Raw genomic sequence first — 19,610 nt, 5'->3', positions numbered from 1 at the left:
TTTTTCGCGAGCAAGCTCGCTCCTACAGGAACCAGTGTCGGGCAGGGTATGTGGCATTTCAAATGCCGCCCCGAGCACCAGCCGCTGCCTTGCAGCGGCTTTTGTATTTTCTGAAATAACGAAGTGGAGAGCCGCATGGTTCCCGTAATCGCCCTGGTGGGCCGACCTAACGTCGGCAAGTCCACCTTGTTCAACCGCCTGACCAGGACTCGCGACGCCATTGTCGGCGACTTGTCCGGTCTGACCCGTGATCGCCAATACGGTGAGGCAAAGTGGCAAGGGCGCTCCTACATTATTGTCGACACCGGTGGTATCTCCGGTGACGAGCATGGCATGGATGAAAAGATGGCCGAGCAGTCGCTGCTGGCCATTGAAGAAGCCGATGTCGTGTTGTTCCTGGTGGACGCCCGCGCGGGCTACACCGCTGCCGACCAGATGATCGGCGAGCACCTGCGCAAGCGCAACAAGCGTTCCTACGTGGTCGCCAACAAGATCGACAACATCGATCCTGAAATGGCCCGTGCCGAATTCAGCCCGATGGGCCTGGGCGACGCGATCCCGATCGCCGGTGCCCACGGTCGCGGCATCACCCAGATGTTGGAAATCGCCCTGCGCGACTTCCCTAAGGATGACGCCGAGGAAGAAGAGGGCGAAGAAGAGGTCGTCGCCGAAGGTGAGGAAGCCAAGCGCATTCCGGGCCCGAGCGAAAAAGACGGTATCAAGATCGCCATCATCGGCCGTCCCAACGTCGGCAAGTCGACCCTGGTCAACCGTATGCTCGGTGAAGACCGGGTCATCGTGTATGACCAGCCCGGCACTACTCGCGACAGTATCTACATCCCGTTCGAGCGTAACGACGAGAAGTACACGCTGATCGACACCGCTGGTGTGCGCAAGCGCGGCAAGATCCACGAGGAAGTTGAAAAGTTCTCCGTGGTGAAAACCCTGCAGGCGATCAAAGACGCCAACGTGGTGATCTTCGTGATGGACGCCCGCGAAGGCGTGGTGGACCATGACCTCAACCTGCTGGGCTTCGCCCTTGAGGCAGGTCGGGCGCTGGTGATCGCGATCAACAAGTGGGACGGCATGACGCCGAGCGAGCGCGATTTCGTCAAGATCGAACTGCAGCGTCGTCTGTTCTTCGTCGAGTTCGCCGATATCCACTTTATCTCGGCACTGCACGGTACCGGCGTGGGCAACCTCTACGCGTCCGTACAGAACTCGTTCAAGTCCGCGGTCACCCGCTGGCCGACCAACCGTCTGACCCAGATCCTCGAAGACGCGGTCGGCGAGCACGCACCGCCGATGGTCAACAACCGCCGGATCAAACTGCGTTACGCCCACTTGGGTGGTGCCAACCCGCCGATTATCGTGATCCACGGTAACCAGATCGAGAAGGTGCCTAAATCCTACGTGCGTTACCTGGAAAACACCTACCGCCGTGTCTTGAAGCTGGTCGGTACGCCGATCCGCATCGAGTTCAAGGGTGGCGAGAACCCATACGAAGGCAACAAGAACACACTGACTGACCGTCAGGTGAACAAGAAGCGTCGTTTGATGACTCACCACAAGAAGGCCGACAAGAAGCGCCGCGACAAGCGCTGATTCCGACCTCGCAAAAAGGGCTCTTTACGGGCCCTTTTTTGTGCGTGGTGGTTTGCGCCTTGACCCGATGCAGTTGGCAGCTTAAAACTTGGGGTTCACCTGCAGGGGCCTCCGATGATCAACAGCAAGCTGCCAAATGTCGGCACGACCATTTTCACCACCATGTCGCAACTCGCTGCCGAAACCGGCGCGCTCAACCTGTCCCAGGGCTTCCCTGACTTCAATGGCCCGCAGGGTTTGCTCGATGCCGTGGGCAAGCATGTCGCCAGCGGCCATAACCAATACGCACCGATGACCGGCCTGCCAGCCCTGCGCCAGCAAGTGGCGGCCAAGATCGCGCGCAGCTATGGCGCCACGGTCAGCCCCGACAGCGAAGTGACGATCACGCCCGGAGCCACGGCGGCGATCTTCTGCGCGATCCAGGCGGTGATCCGCAGCGGCGATGAGGTCATCGTGTTCGACCCGTGCTACGACAGTTATGAGCCTTCGGTCGAGTTGGCCGGCGGTCGCTGCGTGCATGTGCAACTGAACCTGGAAAACTTCAGCCTCGACTTTGAAAAGATCCAGGCGGCGTTGTCTGCGCGCACGCGCATGATCATCCTGAACACGCCGCATAACCCCACCGGCGCACTGATCAGCCGTGCCGAGCTGGACCTGTTGGCGGCCTTGATCCGCGACCGCGATATTTACCTGGTCAGCGATGAGGTCTACGAACATCTGGTGTTTGACGGTGTGCCTCATGTCAGCGTGCTGGCCCACGAAGAACTGTATCAACGTGCGTTCGTGGTCAGTTCCTTCGGCAAGACCTATCACGTCACCGGCTGGAAAACCGGCTACGTGGTCGCGCCACCGGCACTGACCGTCGAATTGCGCAAGGTGCATCAATATGTCAACTTCTGCGGCGTGACCCCGCTGCAGTACGCGTTGGCAGACTTCATGGCCGAACACCCGGAACACGTCGAAGAACTGCCGGCCTTTTACCAGGCCAAGCGCGACCTGTTCTGCGACCTGTTGACGCCGTCGCGTTTCAGCTTTACCCGGGTCACCGGTACTTACTTCCAACTGGTGGATTATTCAGCGATTCGCCCAGACCTGGATGACGTCGCCATGTCGTTGTGGATGACCCGCGAGCATGGCGTAGCGACGATCCCGGTTTCGGTGTTCTACCAGCATCCACCCCAAGGCCAGCGCCTGGTGCGCCTGTGCTTTGCCAAACGCGAGGAGACGCTGCAACAAGCAGCTGAGAAACTATGCGTGATCTGAATGCACTACCCGACCTGAACATCGCCCTGGTCCAGACCAGCCTGGCCTGGCACAACCGCCAGGCCAACCTCGATCACTTCGAACTGTTGCTGGAACAGGCTCGTGGCGCTGACCTGATCATCCTGCCGGAGATGTTCACCACCGGTTTCTCCATGGACTCGGCCACCCAGGCCGAACCGGAAAATGGCCCGACCCATCGCTGGCTCCAGAGCCAGGCGGCGAAGTACAACGCGGTGATCACCGGCAGTGTGATCATCCAGGCCGCCGACGGCAGCCACCGCAACCGTCTGTTATGGGCGCGGCCGGATGGCGAGGTGCTGCATTACGATAAGCGCCACCTGTTCCGCATGGCCGGCGAGCACAATCACTACACGCCCGGCGAGCGCCAGGTGCTGTTCGAGATAAAGGGCTGGCGTATTCGCCCATTGATTTGCTACGACCTGCGTTTTCCGGTGTGGAGTCGTGACGCCCAGGATACTGACCTGCTGCTGTACACCGCCAACTGGCCGGGGGCGCGACGCCAGCATTGGAACCGGTTGCTGCCAGCGCGGGCGATCGAGAACCTGTGTTATGTGGCGGCGGTGAATCGGGTGGGTACCGACGGCAAAGGCTTCGCTTATACCGGGGATAGCCAGGTGCTGGACTTCCAGGGTGAGAGCCTGTTGAGTGCGGGGGAGGCGGACGGGGTGTTTACGGTGTGCCTCAAAGCGGATGAATTGGCGGCTTACCGCAGCAAATTTCCGGCGAACCTGGATGCCGATACTTTTCAGTTTGTCTGACAGACCGCTATCGCGGGCAAGCCCACTCCCACATTCGAGCCGAACACGGTCAAAATGTGGGAGTGGGCTTGCCCGCGATGAGGCCCCAACAGACCACACACATCCAAAGCCCAACAAAAAAGGCCCCTGAGTTCTCACCCAGGGGCCTTTTGCATGTCAGCGCTCAGTGTGTTTACGCCGCTTTCGCTTCCAGATGGCTCAACGAGCGGTTCAGGGCGCTGAATACCGCCTTGAAGCTGGCCGTGGTGAAGTTTTCATCAATGCCCACGCCATGCACCGGACGCTCACCGTTCACTCGCAGCTCGATGTAGGCCGCAGCCTTGGCGTTGGTGCCGGCACCGATCGCGTGTTCGTTGTAGTCCATGATTTCCACACCAATCGGCAGGCTGGCGACCAGGGCTTCGAGCGCGCCGTTGCCCTTGCCGTGCCAGCGCAGGTTGGTTTCGCCCTGGCCTTTGCCCGAGACTTCCACTTCCACGGTGCTGTTACCGTTTTCTTCCTGCAGACGATGGCTGACCAGCGCGTAGGGCGTGTTGGCTTGCAGGTATTCACGCTGCAACAGCGCGTGAATCTGCGAAGCGCTCATCTCCAGGCCCACGCGGTCGGTTTCGGCCTGAACCACTTGGCTGAACTCGATCTGCATGCGACGCGGCAAGCTGATGCCGTATTCCTGCTCCAGCAGGTAGGCGATGCCGCCTTTGCCCGACTGGCTGTTCACCCGGATCACCGCCTCGTAGCTGCGGCCGATGTCGGCCGGGTCGATCGGCAAGTACGGCACTTCCCACAGGGCGTCGGGTTTCTGCTGGGCGAAGCCCTTGCGGATTGCGTCCTGGTGGGAGCCGGAGAATGCGGTGTGTACCAGGTCGCCGACATACGGGTGACGTGGATGCACCTGGATCTGGTTGCATTCCTCGACCACTTTGCGCACGCCGTCGATGTCGGAGAAGTCCAGCTCAGGGTTCACGCCCTGGGTGTAGAGGTTCAACGCCACGTTGACCAGGTCGACGTTACCGGTACGCTCACCGTTGCCGAACAGGCAGCCTTCGACACGGTCGGCGCCGGCCATCAGGCCCAATTCGGTGGCGGCTACGCCGGTGCCACGGTCGTTGTGGGTGTGCAGGCTGATGATCACGCTGTCACGACGGTTGACATGACGACCGAACCACTCGATCTGGTCGGCATAGATGTTCGGCGTGGCGCATTCAACGGTGGCCGGCAGGTTGAGGATCATCTTGTGCTCGGGCGTCGGGTTCCACACCTCGATCACTGCGTCACACACTTCCTTGGCGAATTCCAGCTCGGTGGCGCTGAAGGTCTCTGGCGAGTATTCGAACGTCCACTGGGTTTCCGGCTGCTGGGCGGCGTATTTGACGAACAGCTTGGCCGCGTTGACCGCGATGGCCTTGATCCCGTCCTTGTCCTGGTTGAACACGATGCGACGGAAGGACGGCGAGGTAGCGTTGTACAGGTGGACGATGGCTTTTTTCGCGCCGCGCAGGGATTCGAAGGTGCGCTCGATCAAGTCTTCACGGCCCTGGGTCAGCACCTGGATGGTGGTGTCCTCGGGGATGTGGTTGCCTTCGATCAGGGTGCGGACGAAGTCGAAGTCGGTTTGCGAAGCGGCCGGGAACGAGGCTTCGATTTCCTTCACGCCGACGGCGACCAGGGTCTTCCAGAAGCGCAGTTTTTTCACTGCATCCATCGGTTCGATCAGCGACTGGTTGCCATCACGCAGGTCGGAGCTGCACCAGATCGGCGCGGTGGTGATGGTTTTCGACGGCCAGGTGCGGTCCGGAATATCGATGGTCGGAAACGCGCGGTACTTCGAAGACGGGTCTTTGAGCATGCTCATCGGGAAATCCTTTGGTGGAGGGGCCGAAAAAGGGCGGCCTGCCGGAAAATTGTTATGGGGTATAAAACAAGGGACGAGGCAGATCGATTCAGCCTGGCAGTCGTGCGCTGACAAGGCACAGGCTGCGGTGCTGGCGGAGCAAAATGAGTGTGTGAGAGGTTTTCATAAGCTCAACCCTAACCGCCGGGGTGAAAGATGGCAAGTAGTCCAGAAAAATTGAGATAAGTTCTTCTGTTGGCGTAGGAAACGAGATTTTATGCTTGGTAAATAGTCTGAGGCTGGTTTTAATTGCGCAGCCTTTATCGGCTGCGCAATCGAGTCGGTCAAGGTTGAAATGCGCCGATAAAGATCGCGGGATCCACCCGTGCATCGTTCAGGCTGACATTCCAGTGCATATGCGGCCCGGTCGCGCGACCCGTCGCGCCGACCTTGCCCACCACCGCGCCGCGTGCCAGTTGCTGGCCCGGGCTGACATCGATCTTCGACATATGGCAGAACATGCTGATAAAGCCCTGGCCGTGGTCGACGAACACGGTGTTGCCGTTGAAGAAGTAGTTGCCGGTCAGGATCACCTTGCCCGCCGCCGGGGTCTTGATCGGTGTGCCGGCGGGGACGGCGAAATCCAGGCCGGAATGCGGATTGCGTTCTTCGCCGTTGAAGAAGCGACGCACGCCGAACTTGCTCGACAGCGGCCCGTTGACCGGTTTGTCCAGCAGCAGGTTGCTTGGCAGGTTAGGGCTGAAACTGCGGTAAGCCTTGATCTGCACCGCCAGCTCGGCTTCGATGCGCTTGAGTTGCGCCGGGGCGGGGTTGACCTGGCTTTTGTTCTTCAGGGTGATGCGCTGTTCCGGGTACTGCTTGTAGCCGACGATAAACGGCAGGTTGCGCCCGCCGCTGCTGATGCGTTCGTTGCCCGGTTTGACCGTCAACGGAATGCCGACAATCGCCAGCCAGTTGGCCTGTTCCTTGACCACCAGGACCGGCTTGCCCTGGTAGGTGGCTTTCGGCGCGGCCGCCGCGGGGCCGAGGTCGACGACGGCCACACCGCCGGGCACCGGCTTGTTCAAGGCCCGGATGATGAAGCTGTCGGCGTGGGCGTTGACGGTCAGGCACAGCAGCATCAACAGGCTGAAAAAACGTGGCATCGATCAATCCAATAACGAAAGGGTGACGGGTGTCAGGTGGTTGTCTTCCACCCGCACTTGCAATTGGCCTTCACCGAGGCGCGCAGTCAGGCGCTGGCCGGTGTGGGTCTGCGCGGCATTGCGAATCGCCTGGCCGCGCTCGTCGAGCAGGATGCTGTAGCCGCGGCCGAGAGTCGCCAGCGGGCTGACCACTTGCAGCGTCTGCACCTGGCTTTGCAGTTGCAGGCGGCGCGCCTTGAGGCCTTCGCGCATGGCGCGGGGCAGGCGTTCGGCGAGGCTGTCCAGGCGTTGGCGCAGCAAGGCCAGTTGGCGGCCGGGGTGTTGGCCGGCGAGGCGGGTTTCCAGGCGGATCAAGCGTTCGCGGCGGGTATTGAGGCTGCGTTCGAAGGCGCGGCGCAGGCGCATGTCCAGGTCATCCAGGCGCTGGGCCTGTTGGCGCAGACGTTCGCCGGGGTGGCGCAGGCGGCGGGCCATGCCTTCGAGGCGCAGGCGGTCGTGGCTCAGCCGGTTGCGCATCAGCATCACCAGGCGGCGGTGCAGGCTGTCGACCTGGCGCACCAGGTTGCTGGCGTCCGGAGCCAGCAGTTCTGCAGCGGCAGATGGCGTCGGCGCGCGCACGTCGGCGACAAAGTCGCTGATCGACACATCAGTCTCATGGCCGATGGCGCTGACGATCGGCGTCACGCAAGCATCCACCGCCCGGGCCACGGCTTCTTCGTTGAAGCACCAGAGGTCTTCCAGCGAGCCGCCGCCACGGGCCAGGATCAATGCGTCGAAGCCACGCGCATCGGCCAGCTTCAGCGCGCGCACGATCTGCGCCACCGCTTCGCGGCCTTGTACGGCCGTGGGGATCAAGGTGAGTTGCACCTGCGGCGCGCGGCGGCGGAACACGCTGATGATGTCGCGGATCACCGCGCCGGTCGGCGAGCTGATAATGCCGATGCGCTGCGGATGGGCCGGCAACGCCACCTTGCGGTCGGCGCTGAACAGGCCTTCGGCGCTGAGTTTTTCCTTCAGCGCATCGAAGGCCAGGCGCAGCGCGCCATCGCCGGCGGGCTCGACGGTGTCGAGGATCAGTTGATAGTCGCCACGGCCCTCGAACAGCGAGACCTTGCCGCGCACTTTCACCGCCAGGCCGTCCTTCAAGGCCTGGCGCACCCGCGCGGCGTTCTGCCGGAACAGCGCGCAACGCACTTGGGCGCCGCTGTCCTTGAGGGTGAAGTACACATGGCCGGACGCCGGGCGGGCGAGGTTGGAGATCTCGCCTTCGACCCAGATATTGGTGAACACGTCTTCCAGCAACACCCGCGCACGGCCGTTGAGTTGGCTGACAGTCAGGACCTCGCGGTCCAGGCCCAGGCGGGCGAACGGATCTTTAATCATGGAGAGGGATCTTTAATCATGGGCGGCAGTTTATAGGCATTCGCGCAAGGTTTGGCAGAATTGCTCCACCAACGCGCTCGGTGTGTGCGGGCAGGCCAGGGCCACGGTACTCAGGCAGTCCGGGTCGGCCAGGGGTAAAAAATGCACGGCGGCCGGGGCGATGTCCTGCATCGATTTTGGTAACAAGGCAATACCGAAGCCGGCCTGGATCAACTGCAACTGCGTGGTCTTGCGCGACATGACCCGTGCAGCCTTGGGGAAAAATCCGGCACGCATGCACAACTCGGCCGACAGATAGCTCAGCCCGCCGCGCTGGGGATGGGGGACCGAGATAAACGCTTCGTCCTTGAGTTGGGCCAATTCGACCGGTGCCTGGCAGCGGGCTAGCGCGTGGTTCGGCGGTACGGCCAGCAGTAACTGCTCACTGTATAAAGGCACCACACGCACGCCTTCGCGCTGGCGTAGCACCGGCAGGCGCAGTAGGCCGACGTCCAGGCGACCGTCGGCAATTTCTTCGAGTTGTGCTTCGGAGGACAGTTTGGCGATATCCATCGATACGCCGGGGCAGCGCTCCAGCCAGGTGCTGATGCCGCGCAGCAGCGCGCCGCTCATCGGCACGGTGCTCGAATGGCTCAAGCGCAGAGTGCCGACCTGGCCGTTACCCACTTGCGTCGCCATCTCGCTGGCCTTGTGCAGTTCACTCAGCAGATTGCGCGCCCGCGGGTAGAAGGCTTCACCGGCGGCGGTCAGCCGAGGCAGGCGCGCGGTGCGTTCGAACAATGGGGTGTGCAGTTGGTTTTCCAGTTCTTTGATCTGCCGGCTCAGGGCCGATTGCGCGACAAACAGGCGCTCGGCGGCGGCGCTGAAGCTGCCGCTGTCGGCGATTTCGACGAAGTAGCGCAGTTGGCGGGTGGAAATCACACGTCATGCCTTTTCGAGATGGGTGGAGGGCTTTGAAGATATTAGTCGCAACTCTCACCGATGGCTAAAGTGATGGACATCTCTTTCAAGGAATTACCCATGAGCCCGGTTGAGCTGATGAGTCAGTGGTCGTTTGGCGGTACAGATTGGCTGGTGATCGGCCTGGGCGTTGCCGTGGCCTATATCGTGTTTGGCATCGCCGGGTTCGGTACGGCGCTGGTGGCGGGGCCGATCCTGCTTATGTTCATGCCGCTGTCGAAGATCATCCCGCTGCTGGTGTTGCTGGATTTCATCGCGGCCTTCGGCAACCTGCTGCAATCGCGACGGGATGTGAACAAGCCGGAGCTGTTGCGACTGCTGCCGTGCATGGCGATCGGTTGCACCCTGGGCGTGGTGTTTTTGCTCAACCTGCATTCGGATCTGTTGCTGTTGTTGATGGGGCTGTTTATCAGCGCCTACGCGATTTACACCTTGGCGGTGAAGGCCCGGCCGGCGCAACTGGCGGCGGGCTGGGCGGTTCCCATGGGCACCGTCGGCGGTTTGTTCGGTGCGTTGTTCGGCAGTGGCGGCTTTTTATATGCGATCTACTTGAGCAGTCGTTTGCCCAAGGACGCCGCGCGCGCCACGCAAAGTGCGTTGATCAGTTGCAGCACCGTGGTGCGCCTGAGCCTGTTCCTGATCGCCGGGGTGTATGCCGACATGCCGCTGTTGCTGCTGGCGGTTTGCCTGCTGCCGGCGATGGCCCTGGGGTTGTGGTGTGGGCGGCGGCTGACGCTGCGCATGTCCCGTGAGGCGTTTGTGCGATTGGTCACGTGGCTGGTGCTGGCCAGTGGCATTGCCTTGATTGGGCGGTACCTGAGTACTTGACCTGTGTCGGGCAGGGATTAAGCTGCCTGCCTTCAGGGCTTCTTCGCGAGCAAGTCCGCTCCCACAGTCGATCGCATTGCAAGGTGGGAGCCGGGCTTGCCCGCGACGGCGCCAGACGTCATACCGCAGGGCTCCCATGAATTCCCAAAGCATCCTTGTCCCGAAAATCTCCACCTTGCCCGTCCACGAACCCCGTGCCCGGGCGATCGTGCGCTGGCTGGTGCGCAAGAACATCATCAAGGAAGAGCTGACCACCTGCGGGCGCACCGGCAACCGCATGGCCTACGCCCTGGCCGACGGCGCCCGCGCCGTGGTGCTGCACCCGGATGCGCTGCCGTTCAACGAACCCGTCAATGGCCTGGAAATCATCTACAAGCGTTGCATCTATACACCGGCCAAGGGTTTTCTCGAAGAAGCCGGCTGCCCGGAATGCCTCAAGGAAATCGGCGAGGCGCTGTTCGACAGCCTGGAAGAGTGGATGCCCGGCCACACCGACAACTTCACCTGCCCGCTGTGTGGGCATGAGGATGACATCAACGGTTTTCTGTTCCTGCAGGAATGTGGGTTTTCCAACCTCGGATTCATCTTCAACAACTGGGCGGAGGCGGGGTTCAAGCAGAGCTTTATCGACGAATTTGCCGATTGGTTGGACCAGAAGATCAGTTGGGTCAAAGTCGAGTTGTAGGCTGCAAGCTCAACCCTCTGTAGGAGCGAGCTTGCTCGCGAAAATCGTCAACGATAATCCGGGTAGTCTGGTTAAACGCGGTGTCTTGGTGTTCTTCGCGAGCAAGCTCGCTCCTACAGAAAAGCAGCATCTTTTCTCCATCTATCAGTATTACCAAGTTTGTCAGAGTTTTACGTTGAGACCTGAGGGGTGTCTGAGTATAATGGCGCGCTTCCATTTTCCCGCTCGGGAGCCCCCGCGATGCTGCGTATCAGCCAAGAAGCTCTGACATTCGACGACATTCTCCTAGTGCCCGGTTATTCCGAGGTGCTTCCTAACGAAGTCAGTCTCAAGACCCGCCTAACCCGTGGCATCGAGCTGAATATTCCCCTGGTTTCCGCTGCCATGGATACCGTCACCGAAGCCCGTCTGGCCATCGCCATGGCTCAGGAAGGCGGTATCGGCATCATCCACAAGAACATGACCGTCGAGCAGCAAGCTGCCGAAGTGCGCAAGGTCAAGCGTTATGAAGCCGGTGTGGTGAAAGATCCGATCACCATCGACGCTGACGCCACCGTGCGCGACCTGTTCGAACTGACCCGTCTGCACAACATCTCCGGCGTTCCGGTACTGCACAATGGCGACCTCGTCGGCATCGTCACCTCCCGTGACGTGCGTTTCGAGAACCGTCTTGAAGTCACCGTCCGCGAAGTGATGACGCCTAAAGAGCGTCTGGTCACGGTCAAGGAAGGCGCCAACAAGAACGACGTGCGCGAATTGCTGCACAAGCACCGCATCGAGCGCGTGCTGATCGTCGACGACAAATTCGCCCTCAAGGGCATGATGACCGTCAACGACATCGAAAAAGCCAAGGCTTACCCGCTGGCCAGCAAGGATGACCAAGGTCGTCTGCGCGTCGGCGCGGCAGTCGGCACCGGTAAAGACACTGGTGATCGCGTAGCGGCCCTGGTTGCTGCCGGTGTGGACGTGGTGGTGGTCGACACCGCCCACGGTCACTCCAAGGGCGTGATCGACCGCGTTCGCTGGGTCAAACAGAATTTCCCTGAAGTCCAGGTGATCGGCGGCAACATCGCCACCGGCGCTGCCGCCAAGGCCCTGGCCGAAGCGGGCGCGGATGCGGTCAAGGTCGGTATCGGCCCTGGCTCGATCTGCACCACGCGTATCGTCGCCGGTGTGGGCGTGCCGCAAATCAGCGCCATCGCCAACGTCGCCGAGGCCCTCGAAGGCACGGGCGTTCCGTTGATCGCCGACGGCGGTATCCGGTTCTCCGGTGACCTGTCCAAGGCCATCGTCGCCGGTGCGTCCTGCGTGATGATGGGCTCGATGTTCGCCGGTACTGAAGAAGCCCCGGGCGAGATCGAACTGTTCCAGGGTCGTTCGTACAAGGCTTACCGCGGCATGGGTTCGCTGGGCGCCATGTCCCAGGCGCAAGGTTCTTCCGACCGTTACTTCCAGGACTCTTCGGCAGGCGCCGAGAAACTCGTTCCGGAAGGCATCGAAGGCCGTGTGCCGTACAAAGGCACCCTGAGCGCGATCATCCATCAACTGATGGGCGGCCTGCGTTCCTCGATGGGCTACACCGGTAGCGCCAACATCGACGAAATGCGTACCAAGCCAGAGTTCGTGCGGATCACCGGCGCCGGTATGGCCGAATCCCACGTCCATGACGTGCAGATCACCAAGGAAGCGCCAAACTACCGCGTAGGTTGAGGCTTCCAGCATAAAGTTAAGTAACCGGGGCTGTCTTATTCAGCCCCGAGTTGTTTCTGATTCATTAGACGAGACTGATCTCATGGCCCTCGACATTCACGCCCACCGTATCCTGATCCTCGATTTCGGTTCCCAGTACACCCAACTGATCGCCCGTCGCGTGCGTGAAATCGGCGTGTACTGCGAACTGCATCCGTTCGACATGGACGACGCAGCGATCCGCGAATTCGCACCGAAAGGCGTCATCCTCGCCGGCGGCCCCGAGTCGGTACACGAAGCCAACAGCCCGCGCTGCCCGCAAGCCGTATTCGACCTGGGCGTGCCCGTGTTCGGTATCTGCTATGGCATGCAGACCATGGCCGAGCAGTTGGGCGGCAAGGTTGAAGGTTCCGAGCTGCGTGAATTCGGTTATGCCCGTGTCGACGTGGTCGGCAAGAGCCGCCTGTTGGACGGCATCGAAGACCACGTCGACGCCGACGGCCTGTTCGGCCTCGACGTGTGGATGAGCCACGGTGACAAAGTCACCAAGATGCCGCAAGACTTCCACATCCTGGCCAGCACCCCGAGCTGCCCGATCGCCGGCATGTTCAACGACGAGCGTGGTTACTACGGCGTGCAGTTCCACCCGGAAGTGACCCACACCAAGCAAGGCGGGCGCATCCTGTCGCGCTTCATCCTCGACATCTGCGAGTGTGAAGCCCTGTGGACCCCGTCGAAAATCGCTGAAGACGCCATCGCCAACGTGCGTGCCCAGGTCGGCACCGACAACGTCCTGCTCGGCCTGTCCGGCGGCGTTGACTCCTCCGTGGTTGCTGCGCTGCTGCACAAGGCCATCGGTGATCAACTGACCTGCGTATTCGTCGACAACGGCCTGCTGCGCCTGCACGAAGGCGAGCAAGTGATGGCCATGTTCGCCGAGAACATGGGCGTCAAGGTGATCCGCGCCAACGCTGAAGATCAGTTCCTGAACAACCTGGCCGGCGAGTCCGACCCGGAGAAGAAGCGCAAGATCATCGGCCGCACCTTCATCGACGTATTCGATGCCCAGTCCAACAAACTGGACAACATCAAGTACCTCGCCCAAGGCACCATCTACCCCGACGTGATCGAGTCGGCTGGCGCCAAGAGCGGCAAGGCCCACGTGATCAAGTCCCACCACAACGTGGGTGGCCTGCCCGAGGAAATGAACCTCAAGCTGGTCGAACCGCTGCGTGAGCTGTTCAAGGACGAAGTCCGCCGTCTCGGCCTGGAACTGGGCCTGCCCTACGACATGGTCTACCGCCACCCATTCCCGGGCCCGGGCCTGGGCGTGCGGATCCTCGGTGAAGTGAAGAAGGAATACGCCGACCTGCTGCGTCGCGCCGACCACATCTTCATCGAAGAACTGCGCAAGGCCGACTGGTATCACAAAGTCAGCCAGGCGTTCGTAGTGTTCCAGCCGGTGAAATCGGTGGGCGTGGTCGGTGACGGCCGTCGTTACGCCTGGGTCGTGGCCCTGCGTGCGGTGGAAACCATCGACTTCATGACCGCCCGTTGGGCACACCTGCCTTACGAACTGCTGGAAACCGTCAGCGGCCGTATCATCAATGAAATCGAAGGCATCTCGCGCGTGACGTATGACGTGTCGAGCAAGCCGCCGGCGACGATTGAGTGGGAATGATCCTGCCCTAGCAGGTGGATGCTGAATAACAGAACCCCGGCCATGTGCCGGGGTTCTGTGCTTCTGAAACACGATAAATCAAACGCCGCAGCAAAAGTGTGGGAGCGGGCTTGCTCGCGATAGCGGCCCGCGGCTACGTTTGAGCTTCGCTCGGCCTTAGCGCCGCGCAATATCCGAAAAGTAGAACTTATCCAACGTATGCCGCGACTCGGTGTACTCGAACTGCCGCCCGTCCTGCAGAAACGTCTGGTTGCTTACCACGATCACATGGCTTTGCCCCTCGAGATCGAGGTGTGCCTGGTCGTCTTTGCCGCGGGGCAGGGCTTCGATGGTGCGTTGGGCGTAGCTGATGTGCAGTTGCAACGTCTGTTCGATGAAGGCGTAGATCGACTGCTCGGCGATGGTGCGGTCCAGGCCGGGGATCAGGTCGGCGACGAAGTGGTTGATGTCGAGGATCACCCGTTTGCCGCCGATGCGCCGCACCCGTTTGATGCGGGTGATCAGGGTGCCGGGTTCGGCCTCGATATGCTGCAGCAGTGAGCCTTCCAGCGGGAACTGGGTGAATTCGACGACGTCGGTGTGGACGTCATCGCCCAGGTCGGCGTGGGTTTCGTGGAAGCTGACGATGCCGCCCAGTTGGAACTCGATGGGGTTGGGCGATAACACAAACGTGCCTTTGCCATGGATTTTCTGCGCAAACCCACGCTCCTGCAGCTGCTCGATGGCCCGCCGCACGGTGCCACGACTGGCCTGGTAGGCATCCATCAGTTCGGTTTCAGAGGGAAGACGGGTGCCGCGTTGCAGGCGTTCGGTGGTGATGTTGGCAAGCAGATCGGTATAGATCTGGTTGTATTTGCTCATGGGGATGGCTCTGTGCCGCGTTTGCGTTCAAGGCAGGAACCTTAGTGGCACGGCTGGGGTTTGTCCATTGGGCCCACGGAAATCTGTGGGCTGTGGCGGGGCCTGATCCAGAAAAAATAGACAATATGTAACTCGTACAGACGAGTTGTTGCTTTAACTCGTCTGTACGAGTACTTTTGCCTTCGGCGTGCTGCCAATGACTGCCCCCCAAATAAAAAAATCAAAGTGGAAACCAAGCATGAGCCACGACTATTCGAACATCGCCCGCGAAATTCTCGAGCACCTCGGGGGCCGCGACAATCTTGAGCAAGCCGCCCATTGCGTGACCCGCCTGCGCCTGGCGCTCAAGGACCCGAGCCTGGTCAACGGCAGCGCGTTGAACCAAGTCGACCTGGTCAAGGGCTCGTTCTTTACCGGTGGGCTGTTCCAGGTGGTGATCGGCCCCGGCGAAGTGGAAAAGGTCTACGCCGCCCTGCGCGAACAGACCGGCCTCGCCGCCGCCACCATCGCCGACGTCAAGAAGAAGGGCGCCGACAAGACCAACGCCATGCAGCGTCTGGTGCGGGTGTTCTCCGATGTGTTCATGCCGATCCTGCCCGCGTTGATCATCGCCGGCCTGTTGATGGGCGTGAACAACCTGATGGGCGCCAAGGGCATGTTCATCGAGGGCAAGACGCTGCTGGAGGCCTACCCGAACCTGGATGGCCTGTGGAGCCTGATCAACCTGATGGCCAACACCTCGTTCGTGTTCCTGCCGGCGCTGGTGGGCTGGTCGGCGGCCAAGCGTTTTGGCGGCAGTGAAATCCTCGGCATCGTGCTTGGCCTGATGCTGGTCCACCCGGACCTGCTCAACGCCTGGAACTACGGCAAGGCGGTGGCCGGCCTCGATGGCCAGAGCCTGCCGTACTTCGATATTTTCGGTTGGTTCAAGATCGAGAAAGTCGGTTACCAGGGGCAGATCCTGCCGATCCTGATGGCGGCGTATGTGATGAGTGTCATCGAGAAATGGCTGCGCGCGCGGGTGCCAAATGCCATCCAACTGTTGGTCGTGCCGATCACCACCATCGTCGTCACCGGCGTGCTCGCGCTGGCGATCATCGGCCCGGTGACCCGTCACCTCGGCATCCTGATCACCCAGGGCGTGGTCACCCTGTTTGACCTGGCGCCGATGCTCGGCGGGGCGATTTTCGGCCTGTTGTATGCGCCGCTGGTGATCACCGGCATGCACCACATGTTCCTGGCGGTGGACCTGCAACTGATCTCCACCCAGGGCGGCACGTTTATCTGGCCGATGATCGTCATGTCCAACCTGGCCCAGGGCAGCGCCGCGCTGGCGGTGTTCTACATGGCGCGCAATGCGCGGGACAAAAGCATGGCCTCGACTTCCGCTGTCTCCGCGTATTTCGGTATCACTGAACCGGCGATGTTCGGCGTGAACCTGCGCTTCAAGTTCCCGTTTTATGCCGCGCTGCTGGGCTCGGCACTGGGCAGCATTTTCCTGTCGCTGAACAAGGTGCAGGCCTCGGCCATCGGGGTCGGCGGCTTGCCCGGGTTTATCTCGATCGTGCCGCATGCCATCCCGATGTTTGTGATCGGGATGGTCATCGCGATGGTCGTGCCGTTTGTTCTGACCTGTGCATTGAGCATGAAGATCGTGCGGCCTGGGTATCGCGTTGCCTGAATTACCGCGTTCGCGAGCAAGCCCGCCCCACAGTTGAATGCGTTCCCCCTGTGGGAGGGGGCTTGCTCCCGATGAGACCCTAGCGGCGGGTACACAATTTTACTGAAGGAACCCACCATGCAAAACTGGCAACACTCGGTGATCTACCAGATCTACCCCAAAAGCTTTCACAGCCACGCGGGTAACGCCACCGGTGACCTGCTGGGTATCGTGGACAAACTCGACTACCTGCAATGGCTGGGCGTCGACTGCCTGTGGATCACCCCGTTCCTGCGCTCGCCGCAGCGCGACAACGGCTACGACATCAGCGACTACTACGCCATCGACCCAAGCTACGGGACCATGGCCGATTGCGACCAACTGATCAGCGAAGCGGCCAAGCGCGGCATCAAGTTGATGCTCGACATCGTGGTCAACCACACCTCCATCGAGCACGAGTGGTTCCAGCAGGCGCGCAGCAGCCTCGACAACCCGTACCGCGACTTTTACATCTGGCGCGACCAGCCGAACAACTGGGAATCCAAATTCGGCGGCTCGGCCTGGGAATACGAAGCGCAAACCGGCCAGTACTTCCTGCACCTGTTCGATCACACCCAGGCCGACCTGAATTGGGACAACCCCAAGGTGCGCGCCGAGGTGTTCAAGCTGATGCGTTTCTGGCGCGACAAAGGCGTCGGCGGTTTCCGCCTGGATGTGATCAACCTGATCTCCAAGCCCGCCGACTTCCCCGAGGACGCCAGCGACGGTCGGCGTTTCTACACCGACGGTCCGAACGTACACGCGTACCTGCAGGAAATGCACCGCGAAGTCTTCGCAGGCCATGACCTGATCAACGTCGGCGAGATGTCATCCACCAGCCTGGAACACTGCATCCGCTACTCGCGGCCGGAGTCCAAAGAACTGTCGATGACCTTCAACTTCCACCACCTGAAAGTCGACTACCCGAACCTGCAGAAGTGGGTGAAGGCCGACTTCGATTTCCTGCAGCTCAAGCAGATCTTTTCCGACTGGCAACTGGGCATGCAGGCCGGCGGCGGTTGGAACGCGCTGTTCTGGTGTAACCACGACCAGCCACGGGTGGTCTCGCGCTTTGGGGATGACGGTGAGCATCGTGTGGTCTCGGCCAAGATGCTCGCCACGGCGCTGCACTTCCTGCAGGGCACGCCGTATGTGTACCAGGGCGAGGAGTTGGGCATGACCAATCCGGGCTTCGACACGATCGAGCAGTACCGCGATGTCGAAACCCTCAACATCTACCGCCTCAAGCGCGATGCCGGTGAGTCCGAGGCGTCGAGCATGGCGGCGATCATGCAGAAGTCGCGGGACAACGGGCGCACGCCGATGCAGTGGAATGCCCGCCAGCATGCCGGTTTCAGCAGCGGCGAACCGTGGATCGGCATCCCGGCCAACGCGGCGCAGATCAACGTCGACAGCCAACGGGATGACCCGGATTCGGTGCTGCATCACTACCGCAGCCTGATCGCCCTGCGTCGCCAGGAACCGCTGATTCAAGACGGCGTTTACCGCGAACTGTTGCTGGGCCACCTCCAGGTCTGGGCCTACCTGCGCGAAGGCCATGGCGAGCGCCTGCTGGTGCTGAACAACTTCTACGGCAAACCCTGCGAAATCCAGCTGCCCGATCACGTCCTCAACGCCGCTACCCGACAACGCCTGCTGATCAGCAACTACCCCGATTGCCAGGTCAGCACGGGCCCGCTGCTGTTGCGGCCTTACGAATCCTTCGTGCTGCACCTCAAGGACTGACGGCTGGAACGTCGTTGCAACTGCCCCGCGCGACGCGAAGCAGAAGGTCAATTCCCGGTGTGGGAGCACCGGGCGCTTCACACAAACATAATAAAAATATCGGAGTACTTCATGAAAACAACAATAAAGCTGGGCCTCGTTGCATCGTGTCTGAGCTTGCCGTTCGGCGCTCAGGCCCTGGAGTTTGCCGGTTACTTGCGTAGCGGCGCGGGGACGTCGACCGGCAGTGGCAAGCAGCAATGTTTCCAACTGCCGGGCGCGCAATCCAAGTACCGGTTGGGCAACGAATGCGAACAGTACGCCGAACTGGAACTGCGCCAGGACCTGCTGACCCTCGACGACGGCTCCGTGCTCAGCGTCGACGCCATGGCTTCGCTCTACAACAAGTACGACCGCGCGCTTAAATTCCAGGGCGAAGACAACGGCTCGGCGCGCATGCCGCAGATGTATGCACAGTGGTCCAACCTGCCCAGCCTCAACGGCGGCTCGCTGTGGGCGGGGCGGCGTTACTACAAGCGTAACGACATCCATATCTCCGATTTCTACTACTGGAACCAGAGCGCCACGGGCGGCGGCATCGAGGATGTGCTGATTGGCGACCTGAAATACAGCTACGCGCTTTCGCGCAAGGACAACCTGTACCAGAAGGAATACGCCACGCGTCACGACTTCAACGTGGCCGGCTTCAAGACCAACCCCGGCGGCGAGCTGGAACTGGGCTTGAGCTACATCGAAAAAGCCGGTGGGCGTGATGCCAACAGCGGTTGGGCGCTGACCGCGCAACATGTGCAAAAACCTTTCCTCGGCGGCAAGAACAAGTTCGCCCTGCAGTATGGCGAAGGTCCCGGCACCGGCCTTGGCTACACCGGCAATACGGCCCTGGATAACAGCAGCAAAAGCTACCGCGCCGTGGAGTTTTTCGACTGGCAGGTGACCCCGCGTTTCGGTGGGCAGATCGAGGCCGTGTACCAGAAAGACATTCGCCCCGGCAGCCAGGACCAGACCTGGATGTCCATCGGTGTGCGCCCGGCCTATGCCATCAGTGAACAGTTCAAACTGGTCACCGAGCTTGGTCATGATCAGGTCGACGCCACCGGCGGTACGCGCAAACTGAGCAAATTCACCTTCGCCCCGACCTGGTCGCCCAAAGGCCCGGATTTCTGGGCGCGCCCGGAAGTGCGTCTGTACTACACCTATGCGAGCTGGAACGCAGCGGCCAAACGCGCGGCGAATGAGCTGGCGGCTGGGTCGGCGTTGTCTGACACCGGCGCCTACGGCACCGCGCGGCATGGCTCGAACGTCGGTGTGCAAGTCGAGTACTGGTGGAAGTGAATCTTCGGATGTAGACAGGCTTAAATGGGGGAGGGGGCAAGCCCTTCCCACATTTGATCTTTGTCACCTCGGGATTTGTATCCACCCAATGATTTTTACAGA

15 protein-coding genes are annotated in these 19,610 nt (G+C 61.0%); 10 read left to right on the top strand and 5 right to left on the bottom strand.

The features are described from left to right. Positions 1-135 precede the first annotated feature (135 nt). From der to C8K66_RS07480, 3 genes are all read left to right on the top strand, one after another. On the top strand, positions 136-1,605 hold the full coding sequence (gene der / locus C8K66_RS07490) for a ribosome biogenesis GTPase Der (protein WP_017846171.1): 1,470 nt from the start codon (positions 136-138) through the stop codon (positions 1,603-1,605). A gap of 114 nt (positions 1,606-1,719) precedes the next feature. Further along, positions 1,720-2,868 carry a pyridoxal phosphate-dependent aminotransferase gene (locus C8K66_RS07485; RefSeq protein ID WP_057004578.1) on the top strand — a complete coding sequence of 383 codons (1,149 nt, stop codon included), beginning with the start codon at positions 1,720-1,722 and terminating at the stop codon, positions 2,866-2,868. Continuing rightward, positions 2,856-3,647: an amidohydrolase gene (locus C8K66_RS07480; RefSeq protein WP_017846169.1), complete on the top strand. Its 792-nt coding sequence runs from the start codon at positions 2,856-2,858 to the stop codon at positions 3,645-3,647. The genes C8K66_RS07485 and C8K66_RS07480 overlap by 13 nt, the downstream gene beginning before the upstream one ends. Positions 3,648-3,819: 172 nt before the next feature. Here the strand turns inward: C8K66_RS07480 and leuA are convergent, their stop codons facing one another. The 4 genes from leuA to C8K66_RS07455 form a co-directional block, all read right to left on the bottom strand. Beyond that, the gene (gene leuA, locus C8K66_RS07475; protein WP_057004577.1) at positions 3,820-5,499 is read right to left on the bottom strand and encodes a 2-isopropylmalate synthase; all 1,680 of its coding nucleotides are present in this window, start codon (positions 5,497-5,499) and stop codon (positions 3,820-3,822) included. A 323-nt stretch (positions 5,500-5,822) separates the two neighbouring features. After that, positions 5,823-6,644, bottom strand: coding sequence for a M23 family metallopeptidase (locus C8K66_RS07465; protein WP_046382182.1), 822 nt, complete (start codon positions 6,642-6,644; stop codon positions 5,823-5,825). Between the two features lie 3 nt (positions 6,645-6,647). Beyond that, entirely contained in the window at positions 6,648-8,027 is a 1,380-nt protein-coding gene (gene xseA, locus C8K66_RS07460) for an exodeoxyribonuclease VII large subunit (RefSeq protein WP_017846166.1), read from the bottom strand. Positions 8,028-8,057: 30 nt separating this feature from the next. Continuing rightward, entirely contained in the window at positions 8,058-8,948 is an 891-nt protein-coding gene (locus C8K66_RS07455; RefSeq protein ID WP_046382184.1) for a LysR family transcriptional regulator, read from the bottom strand. Between the two features lie 99 nt (positions 8,949-9,047). Between C8K66_RS07455 and C8K66_RS07450 the strand changes: the two genes are divergently transcribed. The 4 genes from C8K66_RS07450 (at position 9,048) to guaA (ending at position 13,870) form a co-directional block, all read left to right on the top strand. Beyond that, positions 9,048-9,815, top strand: a complete 768-nt coding sequence (locus tag C8K66_RS07450; protein ID WP_046382185.1) for a sulfite exporter TauE/SafE family protein — start codon at positions 9,048-9,050, stop codon at positions 9,813-9,815. Positions 9,816-9,951: 136 nt separating this feature from the next. Further along, positions 9,952-10,500, top strand: a complete 549-nt coding sequence (locus tag C8K66_RS07445; protein WP_017846163.1) for a hypothetical protein — start codon at positions 9,952-9,954, stop codon at positions 10,498-10,500. Positions 10,501-10,740: 240 nt separating this feature from the next. Then, a complete protein-coding gene (gene guaB, locus C8K66_RS07435; protein WP_017846162.1) occupies positions 10,741-12,210 on the top strand; it encodes an IMP dehydrogenase in 1,470 nt (489 codons plus the stop codon). Positions 12,211-12,292: 82 nt separating this feature from the next. Next, positions 12,293-13,870 (top strand): glutamine-hydrolyzing GMP synthase, encoded by a 1,578-nt coding sequence (gene guaA, locus C8K66_RS07430; protein ID WP_046382186.1) that lies wholly within the window; start codon positions 12,293-12,295, stop codon positions 13,868-13,870. Positions 13,871-14,026: 156 nt separating this feature from the next. Here the strand turns inward: guaA and treR are convergent, their stop codons facing one another. Next, positions 14,027-14,731, bottom strand: a complete 705-nt coding sequence (treR, locus tag C8K66_RS07425) for a trehalose operon repressor (RefSeq protein ID WP_017846160.1) — start codon at positions 14,729-14,731, stop codon at positions 14,027-14,029. Between the two features lie 238 nt (positions 14,732-14,969). Between treR and treP the strand changes: the two genes are divergently transcribed. The 3 genes from treP (at position 14,970) to C8K66_RS07410 (ending at position 19,508) form a co-directional block, all read left to right on the top strand. Further along, positions 14,970-16,412 carry a PTS system trehalose-specific EIIBC component gene (gene treP, locus C8K66_RS07420; protein ID WP_017846159.1) on the top strand — a complete coding sequence of 481 codons (1,443 nt, stop codon included), beginning with the start codon at positions 14,970-14,972 and terminating at the stop codon, positions 16,410-16,412. 117 nt (positions 16,413-16,529) lie between these two features. Then, entirely contained in the window at positions 16,530-18,176 is a 1,647-nt protein-coding gene (treC, locus tag C8K66_RS07415; RefSeq protein WP_057004574.1) for an alpha,alpha-phosphotrehalase, read from the top strand. A 111-nt stretch (positions 18,177-18,287) separates the two neighbouring features. After that, positions 18,288-19,508 (top strand): carbohydrate porin, encoded by a 1,221-nt coding sequence (locus tag C8K66_RS07410; RefSeq protein ID WP_026139927.1) that lies wholly within the window; start codon positions 18,288-18,290, stop codon positions 19,506-19,508. Positions 19,509-19,610 lie beyond the last annotated feature (102 nt).

Source organism: Pseudomonas sp. GV105 (assembly GCF_003058185.1).
Classification (GTDB): Bacteria; Pseudomonadota; Gammaproteobacteria; order Pseudomonadales; family Pseudomonadaceae; genus Aquipseudomonas; species Aquipseudomonas veronii.
This window is presented reverse-complemented; position numbering and strand designations above follow the sequence as displayed.